General features: G+C 41.3%; 13 protein-coding genes and 1 pseudogene. 12 read left to right on the top strand and 2 right to left on the bottom strand.

Annotated features, from left to right (window positions below):
- Nucleotides 1–14: 14 nt before the first annotated feature.
- Genes AOG27_RS00640 through trmB form a run of 4 tightly spaced genes read left to right on the top strand, consistent with a single transcriptional unit; the run spans nucleotide 15 to nucleotide 2,996 of the window.
- A complete protein-coding gene (locus AOG27_RS00640; RefSeq protein ID WP_054551081.1) occupies nucleotides 15–638 on the top strand; it encodes a flavin prenyltransferase UbiX in 624 nt (207 codons plus the stop codon).
- Entirely contained in the window at nucleotides 635–1,564 is a 930-nt protein-coding gene (locus AOG27_RS00645) for an ABC transporter ATP-binding protein (RefSeq protein ID WP_054551082.1), read from the top strand. The genes AOG27_RS00640 and AOG27_RS00645 overlap by 4 nt, the downstream gene beginning before the upstream one ends.
- Nucleotides 1,564–2,331, top strand: coding sequence for an ABC transporter permease (locus tag AOG27_RS00650; RefSeq protein WP_054551083.1), 768 nt, complete (start codon nucleotides 1,564–1,566; stop codon nucleotides 2,329–2,331). Before AOG27_RS00645 ends, AOG27_RS00650 begins: the two co-directional genes overlap by 1 nt.
- Nucleotides 2,331–2,996 carry a tRNA (guanine(46)-N(7))-methyltransferase TrmB gene (gene trmB / locus AOG27_RS00655; protein WP_054551084.1) on the top strand — a complete coding sequence of 222 codons (666 nt, stop codon included), beginning with the start codon at nucleotides 2,331–2,333 and terminating at the stop codon, nucleotides 2,994–2,996. Before AOG27_RS00650 ends, trmB begins: the two co-directional genes overlap by 1 nt.
- Here trmB and AOG27_RS00660 read toward each other — a convergent pair.
- Nucleotides 2,993–4,843, bottom strand: a complete 1,851-nt coding sequence (locus AOG27_RS00660) for an EAL domain-containing protein (RefSeq protein WP_054551085.1) — start codon at nucleotides 4,841–4,843, stop codon at nucleotides 2,993–2,995. The two genes, trmB and AOG27_RS00660, sit on opposite strands and share 4 nt — an antisense overlap.
- A gap of 248 nt (nucleotides 4,844–5,091) precedes the next feature.
- Here AOG27_RS00660 and panP point away from each other — a divergent pair, with 248 nt between their 5' ends.
- On the top strand, nucleotides 5,092–6,720 hold the full coding sequence (gene panP, locus AOG27_RS00665) for a pyridoxal-dependent aspartate 1-decarboxylase PanP (protein WP_054551086.1): 1,629 nt from the start codon (nucleotides 5,092–5,094) through the stop codon (nucleotides 6,718–6,720).
- Between the two features lie 22 nt (nucleotides 6,721–6,742).
- On the opposite strand, the gene argE is transcribed toward panP, so the two are convergent.
- The gene (gene argE, locus AOG27_RS00670) at nucleotides 6,743–7,894 is read right to left on the bottom strand and encodes an acetylornithine deacetylase (protein WP_054551087.1); all 1,152 of its coding nucleotides are present in this window, start codon (nucleotides 7,892–7,894) and stop codon (nucleotides 6,743–6,745) included.
- A 221-nt stretch (nucleotides 7,895–8,115) separates the two neighbouring features.
- On the opposite strand from argE, the gene argC reads away from it, so the two are divergent.
- The 7 genes and pseudogenes from argC to AOG27_RS00710 all read left to right on the top strand — a co-directional run bounded on the left by argC (nucleotide 8,116) and on the right by AOG27_RS00710 (nucleotide 14,948).
- Nucleotides 8,116–9,126 (top strand): N-acetyl-gamma-glutamyl-phosphate reductase, encoded by a 1,011-nt coding sequence (gene argC, locus AOG27_RS00675; RefSeq protein WP_054551088.1) that lies wholly within the window; start codon nucleotides 8,116–8,118, stop codon nucleotides 9,124–9,126.
- The gene (gene argB, locus AOG27_RS00680) at nucleotides 9,126–9,884 is read left to right on the top strand and encodes an acetylglutamate kinase (RefSeq protein WP_054551089.1); all 759 of its coding nucleotides are present in this window, start codon (nucleotides 9,126–9,128) and stop codon (nucleotides 9,882–9,884) included. Before argC ends, argB begins: the two co-directional genes overlap by 1 nt.
- 7 nt (nucleotides 9,885–9,891) lie before the next feature.
- A complete protein-coding gene (locus tag AOG27_RS00685) occupies nucleotides 9,892–10,812 on the top strand; it encodes an ornithine carbamoyltransferase (protein WP_054551090.1) in 921 nt (306 codons plus the stop codon).
- A 9-nt stretch (nucleotides 10,813–10,821) separates the two neighbouring features.
- Entirely contained in the window at nucleotides 10,822–12,024 is a 1,203-nt protein-coding gene (locus AOG27_RS00690; RefSeq protein WP_054551091.1) for an argininosuccinate synthase, read from the top strand.
- Nucleotides 12,025–12,076: 52 nt separating this feature from the next.
- Nucleotides 12,077–13,941: pseudogene (gene argH, locus AOG27_RS00695) on the top strand (argininosuccinate lyase).
- A 252-nt stretch (nucleotides 13,942–14,193) separates the two neighbouring features.
- Nucleotides 14,194–14,400, top strand: a complete 207-nt coding sequence (locus AOG27_RS00705) for a hypothetical protein (RefSeq protein ID WP_054551094.1) — start codon at nucleotides 14,194–14,196, stop codon at nucleotides 14,398–14,400.
- A 14-nt stretch (nucleotides 14,401–14,414) separates the two neighbouring features.
- Entirely contained in the window at nucleotides 14,415–14,948 is a 534-nt protein-coding gene (locus AOG27_RS00710; protein WP_054551095.1) for a hypothetical protein, read from the top strand.
- The last annotated feature ends 113 nt before the right edge of the window (nucleotides 14,949–15,061 follow it).

A 15,061-nucleotide genomic window follows, 5' to 3' on the forward strand; every position in this document is an offset into this window, starting at 1 on the left:
CGGAGCTTAACTGTATGCAATTTAAAGATAAAATAACGTTAGCTTTTAGCGGTGCCTCTGGGGCTCCTTATGGCTTAAGGTTATTAGAAGTATTACTTGAACAGCAGTTTCAGGTGTATGTATTGATTTCAAGTGCGGCAAGAGTGGTCTTTGATACAGAATCGAATATCAAACTTTCGGGTAATGAAGACAAAGCGACAGAGCAACTGAGTACACTTTTTAATGCCGCTCCTGAGCAACTTAAAGTATTTGGTAAAGACAACTGGTTTAGCCCTGTTGCATCTGGCTCTGCTGCGCCGAAAAAAATGGTGGTATGCCCGTGTAGTGCAGGTTCAGTATCTGCAATTGCGGTCGGGGCATCAGATAACTTACTCGAACGCGCCGCTGACGTGGTCATTAAAGAGCGTGGGCAGCTGATTTTAGTCCCGCGTGAAACGCCATTTAGCGAAATCCACCTTGAAAACATGCTGAAGCTAGCACGACTCGGCGTAACTATTATGCCTGCGGCACCGGGCTTTTATCATCAACCAGAGCAGATTTCCGATTTGGTTGATTTTATGGTGGCGCGAATTTTAGATCATTTAAACATTGAACATACTTTGACGAAACGTTGGGGTTATGGAGAGGGCAAACAGTGAGCGAAAAAACGATCGCATTAAATATTGAAGGCCTAAAAAAGGTTTATAAAAATGGTGTTGAAGCCGTAAAAGGCATTGATTTACAAGTTCAGCAAGGCGACTTCTTTGCCTTACTTGGACCAAACGGGGCAGGTAAATCAACCACTATTGGTGTTATCTCATCGTTAGTGAATAAAAGTGCCGGTCGTGTCCAGGTATTTGGTCACGATATTGATACAGACCTTGAAGCAGCTAAGTCAGAACTTGGCTTAGTGCCGCAAGAATTTAATTTCAGTCAGTTTGAAACACTAAATCAAATTTTGGTGAACCAAGCGGGCTATTACGGTGTACCAAGAAAGCTGGCGCATGAGCGCGCTGAAAAATACTTAAAGCAGCTAGGCTTATTTGAGAAAAAAGATAAACAAGCGCGCACCCTTTCAGGTGGTATGAAGCGTCGTTTAATGATTGCTCGAGCACTGATGCATGAACCTAAATTGCTTATTTTAGATGAACCAACAGCCGGTGTTGATATTGAGCTACGCCGCTCTATGTGGGATTTTCTTCGCGAAATTAATAAGCAAGGTGTGACCATCATCTTGACCACCCATTACCTTGAAGAGGCTGAGCTGTTATGTAAAAACATCGCGATTATCGACAGTGGTGTGATTGTTGAAAACACCACCATTAAAGCGTTACTTGCCAAGCTTGATAAAGAAACCTTTGTACTTGATTTAAAGCAACCAGTGCAGCCAATTAGCATTGAAGGTTATAAATACACACTGACTGACGACCACACTTTAGAAGTTGAAGTGGCGAAGTCTCAGGGCTTAAACCAAGTATTTAGTGCGCTGACTGAACAAGGTAATACTGTGCTGAGTATGCGAAATAAAGCAAACCGATTAGAAGAGCTGTTTGTAGGGTTATTAGAACAAGGGCGAGGCGAATAATGTTTAAATATGGAGTAGCGCTAAAAAGTATTTGGATCAAAGAGTGTATTCGCTTTTTACGTATTTGGGTGCAAACCTTAGTTCCGCCGGCAATCACGATGAGTCTGTATTTTGTGATTTTTGGTAATCTGATTGGTTCTCGTATCGGTGATATGGGTGGCTTTACTTATATGGAGTTTATTGTCCCGGGTCTGATTATGATGTCGGTGATCACCAACTCTTACTCGAATGTTGCCTCGAGTTTTTATTCGACTAAATTTCAAAAAAGCATTGAAGAGCTACTCGTTGCGCCAGTGCCAAATTATATCATTGTACTTGGTTATATGGGCGGTGGTATGACACGAGGTATGTTGGTTGGTTTAATTGTTACTTGTGTCTCTTTGTTATTTGTTGATATTCAAATTCATAATATTTTTGTGATTATGGCTACGGTTATTTTAACGTCGGCTGTGTTTGCATTAGGCGGACTTATCAATGCAATTTATGCTAATAGTTTTGATGATATTAGTATTATCCCGACCTTTATTTTAACGCCGCTGACTTATCTCGGTGGAGTGTTTTACTCTATCACCTTGTTGCCAGAATTTTGGCAAGGCGTATCGCAAGTAAACCCAATTATTTATATGGTGAATGCATTTAGATATGGCTTCTTAGGTGTGTCTGATGTCGACTTATCGGTAGCATTTGGTGTACTTGGTTTATTTATTGTGGGGTTATTTACCTTAGCATTAACCCTTATTAAACGTGGTGTGGGGCTTAGACACTAATGACGGATGCAAATTCGAGAAGTATTGTATCGAATCAACCTGGCTTACATGAAAAGCTAGACGAAATTGTTTTAAAGCACTTAAGTGCTGAATTTAAAAAGCCGATTGCAGAGCATACGCAAGCGGCTTTTGATCAGGTAAACGAAAAGGTGCAAGCGTTTGCAGGGCCTATTATTCTTGATTCCTGTTGTGGTGTGGGTGAAAGCACCGCAAACTTAGCAAAGCGCCACCCAGATGCGTTAGTGATTGGCATTGATAAATCATCACATCGTCTAGATAAGCATGATATCGAATACAAGCAAACAGATGCGGGGCAGTACATTTTAGTGCAAGCTGATTTAAACGATTTCTGGCGTTTAGCAGTGGCTGCAAACTGGCAACCAAGCCATCACTATCTGCTGTATCCAAATCCTTGGCCAAAAGCCAAGCACTTGCAAAGACGATGGCATGGCGCTGCTATATTTCCGTTTATCGTTAAATTAGGCGGTCGCTTAGAGCTCAGAAGCAATTGGGATATATACGTTAAAGAGTTTGCCCGCTCATTAGAGCTTGCTGGGCATAAGTGCGATGTTGAACTATATGAGAGTGATATTGCCATTACTCCATTCGAACGAAAGTACTGGGCCAGTGGTCAACAAAGCCACCGCTTGGTGATCAACCTTTAATGAATATAGGGAGTTGGCGGTGCAAAATGACTCCCTTGCATTAAAGTAACACCTGCACTAGCAAGCGCGTCTGCTATTTGTTTGTTATCAACTTGCTCAGCGATTACATCTAATTTTAGTTGCTGAGCGTATTTCACCAAGTTTTCAATAAACAGATAGTTATCTTTATTAGTATGAATTTGGCTTACCAATCCTTTATCTAATTTCAAGCCATCGATCTCAAGCTTCCTAATGTGAGGCAAGTTTGAAAAGCCTGCGCCAAATTCATTAATAAAAACCTGAGCACCTTTATTCTTTAAAGTGCTAATAAAGGTTTTTATTTCACCAAAGTAAGCAATCGCATCGCGTTCATGGAATTGAAAGATAATATTATGGGGTTGCGGATAACGCCTTAGCTGTAATTCAAAAAACTCGCTCAAGCTTGGGTCAAGGATATCCTGTGCTGTAATGTTGATACTCCAGCGTACATTGGTTTTCCTAAATTGCTCAATACAACGAGTAAATATAGTACGTCTCAAGGGGCCATCCATGCGTGAGCGCTTTAGTACCATCATAAAGTAATCAGGTGCGTGAATACGACCAGTTGAACTTACCATTCTGGCAAGGCATTGATAATGATCTACGGCCTTACTTTGGTTGTTATAAATTGCTTGAAAATAAGGTACTATGCGATTGTTATCGAAGGCTTCTTTGACTTCTTTAGCAAGGAAAACGTTACTTTTAAATTGTTCTTCAACTTGTTTAAAAACATTTTCATAGCGTATTAAACGCTGATTGTTTAATTTGGCCTGCTGAAGTGCTATGTGGGCGTTTTCTATCAGTAATAATTTATTACCTGTAGCGACACCTGCGGATAAGCTGACATAAATAAACGGTTCTTTCAGTGCTGGGATCGCATTGTTAAAAGCGTTTATTACTTCGTCGATATTATGCTCATCAGTATGAGTACGTAATAATGCGATTTTATTGGTTGTTAAACGGTAAATACCGCCATCACGAGGTATACGTGATTGAAAGTACCTAAGTATGTTAGCCATCACTTTATCACTCACTTCACTGCCATAAAAACTGCTAATGTCTTCAAGCTCGTTGATGATGATAATCGCCAATTCCATACGGTGTTTGGTCGTTTTCTTTATGTGATATTCAAGGGCAACATGATTAGCAAAGCCAGTGCGTGCGTCTGTTGATAGCGAGCGTTTTAGCTGTAAGAAATATAATCCTGCTATAAGTAATGCAATAAAGAAGAAAAAGCTACTGGTAACCATCGCCCTTGTAACGCTTTGCTGAAGCTGCTGGTTTAAGTCACTTATAGTAATGTCTGCGCCAGTTATATAAGTTTGGCCATTATCATCGACAAAAGTAACAAAGATACTTTTAAAATACCCCCATTGATCCTGCGATATTTCAAAAACGGGTTCGGTCGAATAAAAGGCTTCTTTGTTAAGTTCTGTCGCTTCGGGGTAAGCATCTAAAAACTGTGTGACACGACCAGTGTTTTGATCTTTTTGAGTGTAACTTGAGGCGCTAAAGTAGACTTTGTCATCGCGAAGGACCATTGCATACACATAAGCAAGTTGCATTTGCTTTGCGTATTCTGAAAGGGCAAGACTCTTTTCTTTGTAGGTAGAACTGGAAATAGGTAGACCAGCATTGACTGTATTATGGTAGTCATCACCTAGGATATGCTTGACACTGACCGCGGCATTTAGCAATTTGCTATCGATATTTGCCATGATCTCACTACGTGTGGTTTCATAGGTATAATAGATATAGCCAAATAAACTAATAAAAAAAACGGCGAAACCATATAGCAGCCAGCTAGTTTTTTGCATTCCTTTGGGCATAAACGTTCCCTTTGCGGTTATCGTTTGATTATACTTAAAAAATACTTCTCTGATAGTATAATTTGACCGCAAATTTCATCAATAAATCATTTTTTTGTCATCGAAATTATGCCTTTTTAGCTTTATGCGAGACATTTTCGTGATATTCCAGTAAAGTTAGCCAATTTCGTAGCAACAGTGCCGCAAAAGTGTTCACCAAGATGTCCCATCATCAGGTGCATTTTTAGCTGCTAATTATGGGTATTAGGATGGATCAAAAGCGTTGTGCCGTCGCCTCCAAAGAAAGCTTGATTCGTATTTTTACGGTGCCAGAAGCACCAGACTCGACATTAAGTAAAATCGAATCTGAAATTTCTAGCAACTTAGCTGGGTTCTTAAATGAGAATATAGCTGCAATTGAAAAGCCTTTGCACGAAATTGAAAAAGACTTTCAAACGGCTACTATCCCAGAAGAGCCAACCTTTGTTTCTGACTATGCTCAAGATATTATGGAGCAGTTGGTTGCTCATTCAGTGCACACTGCTGCACCAAGCTTTATTGGTCACATGACCTCAGCGTTACCGCATTTTGTGTTACCGCTTTCTAAATTAATGGTCGGTCTAAACCAAAACCTAGTAAAAATTGAAACTTCAAAGGCATTTACGCCACTTGAAAGACAAGTTTTGGGCATGATGCATCACCTTGCTTATGGTGAAGACGACAGCTTTTATAGCAAATGGATGCACAGTGCGAAAACGTCATTAGGCGCATTCTGTTCAGGTGGCACTGTCGCTAACATTACCGCCTTATGGATTGCCCGCAACCGTTTATTAAAAGCCGATGGTGACTATAAAGGCATTGCTGCACAGGGTTTAATCGCGGGAATGCTGCACTATGGTTACAAAGGCTTAGCTGTGCTTGTTTCTGAGCGAGGCCATTACTCATTAGGCAAAACCGTTGATCTACTGGGTATTGGTCGCGATAACATTGTCGCAATCGCAACCGGCGAAAATAATAAAGTCGATGTCGATGCGATGCGTAAAAAGGCCCATGAGCTTGAAGCGTCTGGCATTAAGGTAATGGCACTTGTGGGTGTTGCTGGTACGACTGAAACGGGCAGCATAGATCCACTCAATGAAATGGCTGATTTAAGCGAAGAACTAGGTTGTCATTTTCATGTTGACGCTGCATGGGGCGGTGCAACCTTACTTTCTTCAAATTACCGCCACCTTTTAAGCGGTATCGAACGCGCTGATTCAATAACCATTGATGCACACAAACAAATGTATGTACCAATGGGGGCTGGTCTTGTGTTATTTAAAGACCCTGCTGCGACGGATGCTATTGAGCATCATGCAGAATATATTCTTCGTAAAGGCTCAAAAGATTTAGGCAGTCATACCCTTGAGGGCAGCCGCCCTGGTATGGCAATGTTAGTGCATGCTTGCTTACGTGTTATTGGCCGTAAAGGCTACGAGATGCTAATTGATCGCAGTATCGTGAAAGCCCGCACTTTTGCCGACATGATCAAGCAGGATGAAGACTTTGAGTTAATCTCAGAGCCTGAGCTTTGCTTATTAACCTATCGTTACGTACCAAAAGAAATCCAAGCGAAGCTTAAATATGCTGACGAAGAAACGAAATTAGATATTTACGCTTCGTTGAATCGCTTTACTGCAAGCATGCAAAAGCGTCAGCGTGAAGCGGGTCGCTCTTTTGTATCGCGTACACGTTTAACTCCTGCAAAATATGACCATCAGCCCACCGTGGTTTTTCGTGTTGTATTAGCCAACCCGTTAACCTCTAAAGCAATTCTAAAAGATATTTTAGCGGAGCAAAAAGAGCTGGCGAAAACCGACCCGGTATTTAAAAAATATTTAAGTAAGTATATGGATTAACAAAGGGAGCGTGATGCTCCCGTTATTCACTAAAGCAGCTTGCTTTAATCATGTCACTGATAATCGCTTGCGAAGGTTTAATTTTTTCCATTGCTAAAAACTCATCTGGCTGGTGGGCTTGGTTAATTGAGCCAGGTCCCATGACGATGGTTTCACAGCCAAGCTGTTGAATGAAAGGAGCTTCTGTACAATAGTTTACAGCGACAGCAGGTTGACCTGAGATTTTTTCGGCCAGTTTTACTAATGCTGTATCAGTGCTACCACTAAATGCTGGGATAGGTTCATGCATGTCGATAACGCTCACTGCATTTGGGTATTGGGCATTAATTTCTTCTGCAGCAGTTAGCAAAATGGCTTGTAGTTCTTGCACACTTAAACCAGGTAAAGGCCGCATATCAATGTGCATTTCACAGCAGCCACAAATGCGGTTGGCATTGTCGCCACCATGAATATGGCCAAGGTTCAAAGTAGGGTACGGAATTTCAAAGTGCTCGACTGAATATTTATTCTTTAATTCTTCTTTGATGATTAACAATTTTGTAATCATTTTATGCATGACTTCGATGGCGTTTAAACCACGTTCAGGATCAGAGCTATGGCCTGAGCGGCCAATTACGCGGATCGCTGTACTCATATGACCTTTATGAGTAAATACCGGCGTCATATCTGTTGGCTCACCAATAATACAGCGCGCTGGTTTTAAGTCTGGGTGACGGCAAATTTGTTGCGCACCTGCCATTGTGGTTTCTTCATCGGCTGTGGCTAGGATTAAAAGTGGCTCTGTTTGCTTAGTTTCATCAAGCTCGCTGATAGCCTGTAGTACAAAGGCAAAAAAGCCTTTCATATCGATACTACCTAAGCCATAAAGTTTATTGTCATGCTCGCTGAGTTTAAATGGATCGTAGTTCCAGCGGCTATCATCAAATGGCACAGTATCAGTATGACCTGCAAGCATTAAACCGCCATCTCCTTTACCGCGTTTAGCTAATAAGTTGTAACGGCCTTTGCCGTTTTCAAGCTCTGTTATTTCACATGTAAAACCCAGGCTTTCGCACCAGTCTGCGAGCAAGGTAATTACCCCTTTATTGCTCATGCACAAAGAATCTTCAATCGCACTAATTGAAGGGGCAGCAATTAGCTGCTGATACATAGATATAAAAGAGGGTAGCGACATAAAAAAATCCAAAAATAATTATTCAATCTAATTGCATAACAATATAAAAGTATTTATGATGAATATCAATTCACTTTTTGAGCATAAATATTAGTAAAGCTGTACGATGAACACGAAACGACGATAACCTGATTTGATTACTTTAGACAGTGTTTTTATTCGCAATTGAGCGAGTAATTTTAGGCGTATCGATAAACAGATTTAATAGGTAAAAGTAAGCAATGAATGTAGTGATTATTGGCGCAAGTGGTTATAGCGGCGCAGAGCTAGCAAGTTTAGTTGCTAAGCACCCCAAACTGACCCTACAAGCATGTTATGTGTCTGAAGGGAGTTTAGATAAAGGCAAATTATTAAGCGATTTATACCCTGAGCACCTTGGATTGTTAGAGTATCCACTACAACCTCTAACAGCTGAGGCTTTCCAAGATATCGAAAGCAATGCTGACTATGTATGCCTGTGTACTGATCACAAGGTCAGTGTTGATCTTGCTCCGAAATTTTTAGCCATGGGTAAAAAAGTATTCGACCTATCTGGTGGTTTCCGTTTAGCTGGGAATGAGGATTACCTGATTTATTACGGTTTCGCACATGAACACCCTGCGCTTTTAGAGCAAGCAGCGTATGGTTTAGCCGAATGGAATAGCGATGCAATTAGTAAAGCGGACCTTGTAGCTGTAGCGGGTTGTTACCCAACAGCGGCTCTTAATTCTTTAAAACCACTTAAAGAAGCAGGGCTATTAGCTGATCAAGCCATTATTGTTAATGCGGTGTCAGGTGTTACAGGCGCTGGCAGAAAAGCCAGTGTTAACACGCACTTTTGCGAAGTGTCACTTGCTCCTTATGGCTTGTTTAACCATAGACACACACCTGAGATTGAGCAGCACCTTGGTCACCCTGTGTTATTCACCCCACATTTAGGTAATTTCCCTCGCGGAATCTTAGAAACTATTTATGTGCAATTAAAACCAGGCGTAACAGTAGAGCAAGTGAGCGCGGCGTATCAAGTGTTAGCTAACGAGCCGTTAATTCGTTTACTTGGCAATAAAATTCCAAGCATTAAAGGCGTCGCTAAACAACCATTTGTTGATATTGCATGGCAGCAAAAAGGTGAGCAACTCATCGTTATGTCAGCGATTGATAACCTTCTAAAAGGCGCAGCTGGGCAAGCATTACAGTGTATTAATTTAGCCATGGGTGAACCTCACCACACTGGTTTGGTAGGAGCGCTGTAATGAAAACTTGGATCATTAAAGTCGGTGGTGCTGTGTTAAATAGCGCAGATGCCGCAAAAGCGCTTTTTGATGTTTTAGCCTCTGAACAAGATAACTTTGTTATTGTTCATGGTGGTGGTGCCTTGGTTGATGCTTGGCTTAAAGACGCCGGCTTTGTAACTGCAAAACATCAAGGTTTACGTATCAGCCCAAATGAGCAAATGCCATTTATTGTTGGTGCTCTTGCCGGTTGTGCCAATAAACAATTGATGAGCCAAGCAATCAGCGCTGGCCACAAACCTGTTGGTTTAAGCCTTTATGAAGCGGGTGTACTGGTATCTGAAAAACTTAAAGTATTGGCGCAAGTAGGTCAGTGCTCAGGTAGTTGTGACAGCGTGCTACCTAGCATGCTTGAACAAGGTCGTTTACCTCTAGTGAGCTCTATTGGTTTTGGGGAAGATGGCCAATGGTACAACGTCAATGCAGATGAAGCTGCAGCGGCTATCGCTAAAGAGCTTAATGCAGAACTTATTTTTATGACAGATGTAGAGGCTGTGCTTGATGCCAATAAGCAGCCACTACATCAACTTAATACGCAGCAAATCGAAACACTTATCCTTGAAGGAGTTATTCAGGGCGGGATGGAGGTCAAAGTAAAGACCAGCCTTCTTGCTGCCCAACATTTACGACGTGGTGTGTATATCTCAAGCTGGCTGAAGCCAGAGAACTTAGTCGCTTTATTAAAAGGCGAGCATGTAGGAACGAAAATTACACCATAGGTATTTCATGTTAAAAAATTTCTTAAATGGTCTTGAATTAGACCAAAAAGGCGCACTTAAATTACTAAACTTAGCGCAAAAAATTAAAGCAAACCCAACAGACTTCAGCCAAGCATTAGCGGGCAAATCAGTGGTTACCTTGTTTGAAAAGCCAAGTTTACGTACTCGTTTATCATTTGATATTGGTATTAATAAACTGGGTGGTCACGCAGTTTATTTAGATTCACAAAATGGTGCCATGGGCGCTCGTGAATCGGTTAAAGATTTTGCTCTTAATATCTCAACTTGGGCTGATGGCATTGTTGCTCGCGTGAATGCGCACAAAACACTGACCACACTTGCTGAATATTCATCGGTGCCTGTTGTTAATAGCTTATGTGATTTATATCACCCATGCCAAGCACTTGCTGACTTTCTAACGCTGCAAGAAGTGCATGGCGATGTTAGCAAACTAAAGCTTGCTTACTTAGGTGAAGGTAACAACGTCACACACTCTCTAATGCTATTAGCAGCCAATTTAGGCACTGATTTTGTTGCAGTTTGTCCTAAAGGCAGTTCGCCAGATTCGCAAATTCTCAAGCAAGCAGAGCAAATTGCAGCAATGAATGGCGCGTCTGTTATGGTGAGTGACAGAATTGAGGCGGCAGTTGGCGCAAATGCAGTCTATGCTGATACCTGGGTTTCAATGGGTGATAAAACACCGCTTGAGCAGGTAAAAGCTAAATATATGCCTTATCAGCTTAACCAAGCCCTATTAGAGAAAACCGGTGCGCAGACTGTACTGCATTGTCAGCCAGCGCATCGTGAGTTTGAAATTACCTCTGAGGTAATGGATGGTCCAGCATCAAAAATTATTCAACAAGCAGAGAATCGTATGCACGCGCAAAACGCTCTACTTGTCACATTATTAAATCCAAATTTTGTTTAAGGAACACCAATGAGTTCAATTAAAAAAGTCGTATTAGCCTATTCTGGTGGTCTTGATACATCGGCAATCGTGCCATGGTTAAAAGAAAACTACGGCTGTGAAGTAATCGCGTTTGTTGCTGATGTAGGCCAAGGCGCAGAGGAGCTTGAAGGCGTTGAAGAAAAAGCCATTGCTTCAGGTGCGTCGGAATGCCATATCGTAGACTTAAAAGACGAAATGGTCAGTGATTATATTTACCCAACTTTAAAAACGGGTTCTATTTACGAAGGCACTTATTTACTAGGTACGTCTATGGCGCGTCCAATCATTGCTAAAGCGCAGGTTGAAATTGCCCGTAAAGTAGGCGCTGATGCGCTTTCACATGGTTGTACTGGTAAAGGTAACGATCAGGTGCGTTTTGAGTCATGTTTCGCAGCCCTTGCACCAGATCTAAAAGTGATTGCACCGTGGCGTGAGTGGGACTTATCAAGCCGTGAATCATTACTTGATTACTTAGCTGAGCGTAATATTCCGTGCTCTGCGTCAGCTACAAAAATTTATAGCCGTGATGCTAATGCTTGGCACATTTCTCACGAAGGTGGTGAGCTTGAAGATCCATGGTGCCAACCAAGTGATCAAGTATGGACATGGACTAACTCGCCTGAGCAAGCACCTAATGAAGCAGAATATGTAACATTAAACGTTGTTGAAGGTGAAGTGGTTGCTGTTAACGGTGAGTCATTAAAACCATATGACTGCTTAGTTAAATTAAATGACATTGCTGCGCCGCATGGTGTGGGTCGTGTTGATATCGTAGAAAACCGTTTAGTGGGTATGAAGTCGCGTGGCTGTTATGAAACACCAGGAGGCACTGTGATCATGGCTGCTCTTCAAGCGATTGACGAGTTAGTGCTAGATAAATCAAGCCGTAAATGGAAAGAAGTGCTTGGTGGTGAGTTCTCTCATTTAGTCTATGATGGTCGTTGGTTTACGCCATTAAAAGACTCGATTCTTGCAGGTGCTGAATCACTGTCTAAGTTAGCAACGGGTGAAGTAGTACTTAAGCTTTATAAAGGCCAAGTCACGGCGGTACAGAAAAAATCACCGAATAGCTTATACAGCGAAGATTTCGCAACCTTCGGCGAAGATGATGTATATGACCAATCTCATGCAGAAGGTTTCATTCGTTTATTCTCGCTTTCAAGCAGAATCTCAGCACTAACGAAAAAGTAATTTAATTATTGCCCTGCATTGCAGGGCAATAGCCGAATTTGGAGACAGTTCAATGGCACTATGGGGCGGACGTTTTTCTACGGGTCCAGATGAAGCGTTTAAACAATTCAACGATTCACTTCCTTTTGATTATCAACTTGCAGAGCAAGACATTATTGGTTCAGTTGCTTGGGCTGGAGCGTTAAAACAAGTAAACGTTTTAAACCAGCAAGAATACGATGATTTAGTTGCAGCACTTAATAAGCTGTTAGATGAGGTTAAAGCGAACCCACAGGCAGTGGCTGTAGCAGGGCATGAAGATATTCATTCTTATGTTGAATCAGCACTGATTGATAAAGTGGGTGACCTTGCTAAAAAGTTACACACTGGTCGTAGCCGTAATGACCAAGTAGCAACAGATTTCCGTTTATGGTGTCGTGATACAGCTGAGCATATTCTTGAAGCAATCGCAGAGCTGAAAGGTGAGTTTATTGCCTTAGCTGAGCGTGAGCTTGGCACTATTTTACCGGGTTACACACACTTACAGCGTGCACAACCTGTGTTATTTAGTCATTGGTGTATGGCTTATGTTGAAATGCTTGAGCGTGATGAGAGCCGTTTAAGCGATGCCAAAAACCGTATGAACTATTGCCCACTTGGTAGCGGTGCATTAGCCGGTACTGCGTACCCAATTGATAGGCAAATGCTTGCCGAAGGGTTAGGCTTTACCGGTGCTACACGCAATAGCCTTGATGCTGTATCAGATCGTGATTTTGTGGTTGAGCTATTAAGCTGTGCATCGATTTCGATGATCCACTTATCGCGCATGGCTGAAGATTTAATTTTCTATAACTCGGGTGAAGCGGGCTTTATTGAGCTTTCTGATGGGGTAACATCAGGCTCTTCACTAATGCCGCAAAAGAAAAACCCAGACGCACTAGAGTTAATTCGTGGTAAAACTGGCCGCGTTTTTGGCGCATTCAGTGCCATGATGATGACATTAAAAGCGCTACCACTTGCTTACAATAAAGATATGCAAGAGGACAAAGAGGGCTTATTTGATGCGATGCCAACTTGGCTGGCATGTATTCATATGGCGCAAGCGTGTATCAAAGGCATTAAAGTTAATGCAGATAAAACATTAGCAGCTGCAAAAGGTGGTCACTCAAATGCGACTGAACTTGCTGATTATTTAGTGGCTAAAGGTATTCCATTTAGAGAAGGTCACCACATTGTTGGTACGCTCGTGCAAATGGCTATTGCACAAGGGAATAACTTAGAAGATTTAAGTTTAGAGCAATTTAAGTCAGTGCATAGCATTTTCGAATCAGATGTATATCCTGTATTAGAAATAGACGCCTGTATTAAAGCAAGACAAGCTCTGGGTGGCACCTCTCTTGAGCAAGTAACAAGTGCCATTAAATACGCAAAAAAAAACAGCAAATAGCGGTACGTGACGCAACCTTAAATGATGTTGAGTCTATTGCTAAGCTAATTCAGCATTGGGCTACGGTAGGTGAAAACCTACCACGAGCTAAAAGCGACATGATTCACTCAATTAATGAGTTTGCTGTCACTGAAGTTGAAAACCAAGTTGCAGGCTGTGCCTCGCTTTATATTTACGATACTGGCCTTGCTGAAATTCGCTCGCTCGGGGTGGACCCCGAATCACGAATTGCCGGGCAGGGACGTCAACTTGTTGAACATTTGCTAAAAAAAGCCAAAAGCTTGGCGCTTAGTCGGGTAATTGTTCTGACAAGAGTGCCAGAATTTTTTGCAAGCCAAGGTTTCAGCTTTTGTAGCAAAGACAGTTTGCCAGAAAAAGTGATCAAAGATTGTGAGCTTTGCCTTCGTAAAGATAATTGCGATGAAGTGGCAATGGAATATATTTTAAAGCCAAGTAATAGCGCGGTGATCCCGTGTAAACACGTGGCTTAATTTTCCCTGGATAGGAAAAACGCACGGTTACCCCTGTGCGTTTTTTTATGTCTGAAATTTAGATTTACTGACTTTTATGATCAAAATGATCAACTTTTGTAAAAGTTGGATCGTTAATTGCTTTTATTATCAATGCGGTGGCAACGTCGCGATGAAGTATAAAAAAGCGTCAAAAAAATGAGAACGCTTAACTCAGCTTACAAGCTATTGTAAGCTGTACTGAAAAAACAATTAACTTAAAGGAATTAACTTATGCAAGTTTCAAACAATAGCCAATTGCAAATGCAAGCTTACAGCCAAATGCAACAAACAAAGCCTGCTTTGGAACAAACTACTAGTAATAAAACCCTGCAATCTGATACAGTAACTTTATCAAGTGAAGCCTTGGCTTTATCTGGTGACGCAGACCTTCAACGTGGCGGCGGTGCTGTATTCCCAAATAAAAAGAAAGAAGAGTAGATGACGGGTATTAAATGTTTTTGACTGAGCTTTTTGGTGTTTTTTCATTATCAGCTTTTGCTGTTTGGGGTTTGTTGATGGCATTTTTCTTCAATACCTTTGTTTTTAGCTTAGGTATAAAAAGAAAAACTACCTTATTGCTCAGTTCATTCATCATGGCAACATCCTACTTAACAGGTGACTATTTCTTCACTTGGTTATCACCAGTTCCTGCAACATACCTTGACTGGGCGATCTACGACATTGTAACGATTGTCTGTCTAACAATTGCTTATCTCTTTATGAGAAGAACAACCCCCTCATTTCTATACCTTGTTGTAGGCTTATCTCTTAATTCAATTCTTTTTGTCCTTATGTATATTGACCTGTACGTTTACGGAAACACTCAACCTTGGTTTTTTTGGGATGTTTATTCTTTTGGTGTCAATATCATAGATCTAATAATGATAATTGCGCTTATTGTAGACCGTGATATTTTGGGTCTCCATAAACTCAAAAACTTTATTACTGAGTCAATTAAGCCAAAAGAAATTAGAACACAAGCTTAGTAAATGTACATAAGTGACTTTGTCGGAAGTTTGATAGGATCTTTCATTGAATGGGGGTTCTTAATGGCTTTTCTTTTTAATTTAGTGACCCACATTAATAAACCTGATAAACG

The organism is Pseudoalteromonas lipolytica, from assembly GCF_001306915.1.
Lineage (GTDB): Bacteria > Pseudomonadota > Gammaproteobacteria > Enterobacterales > Alteromonadaceae > Pseudoalteromonas > Pseudoalteromonas simplex.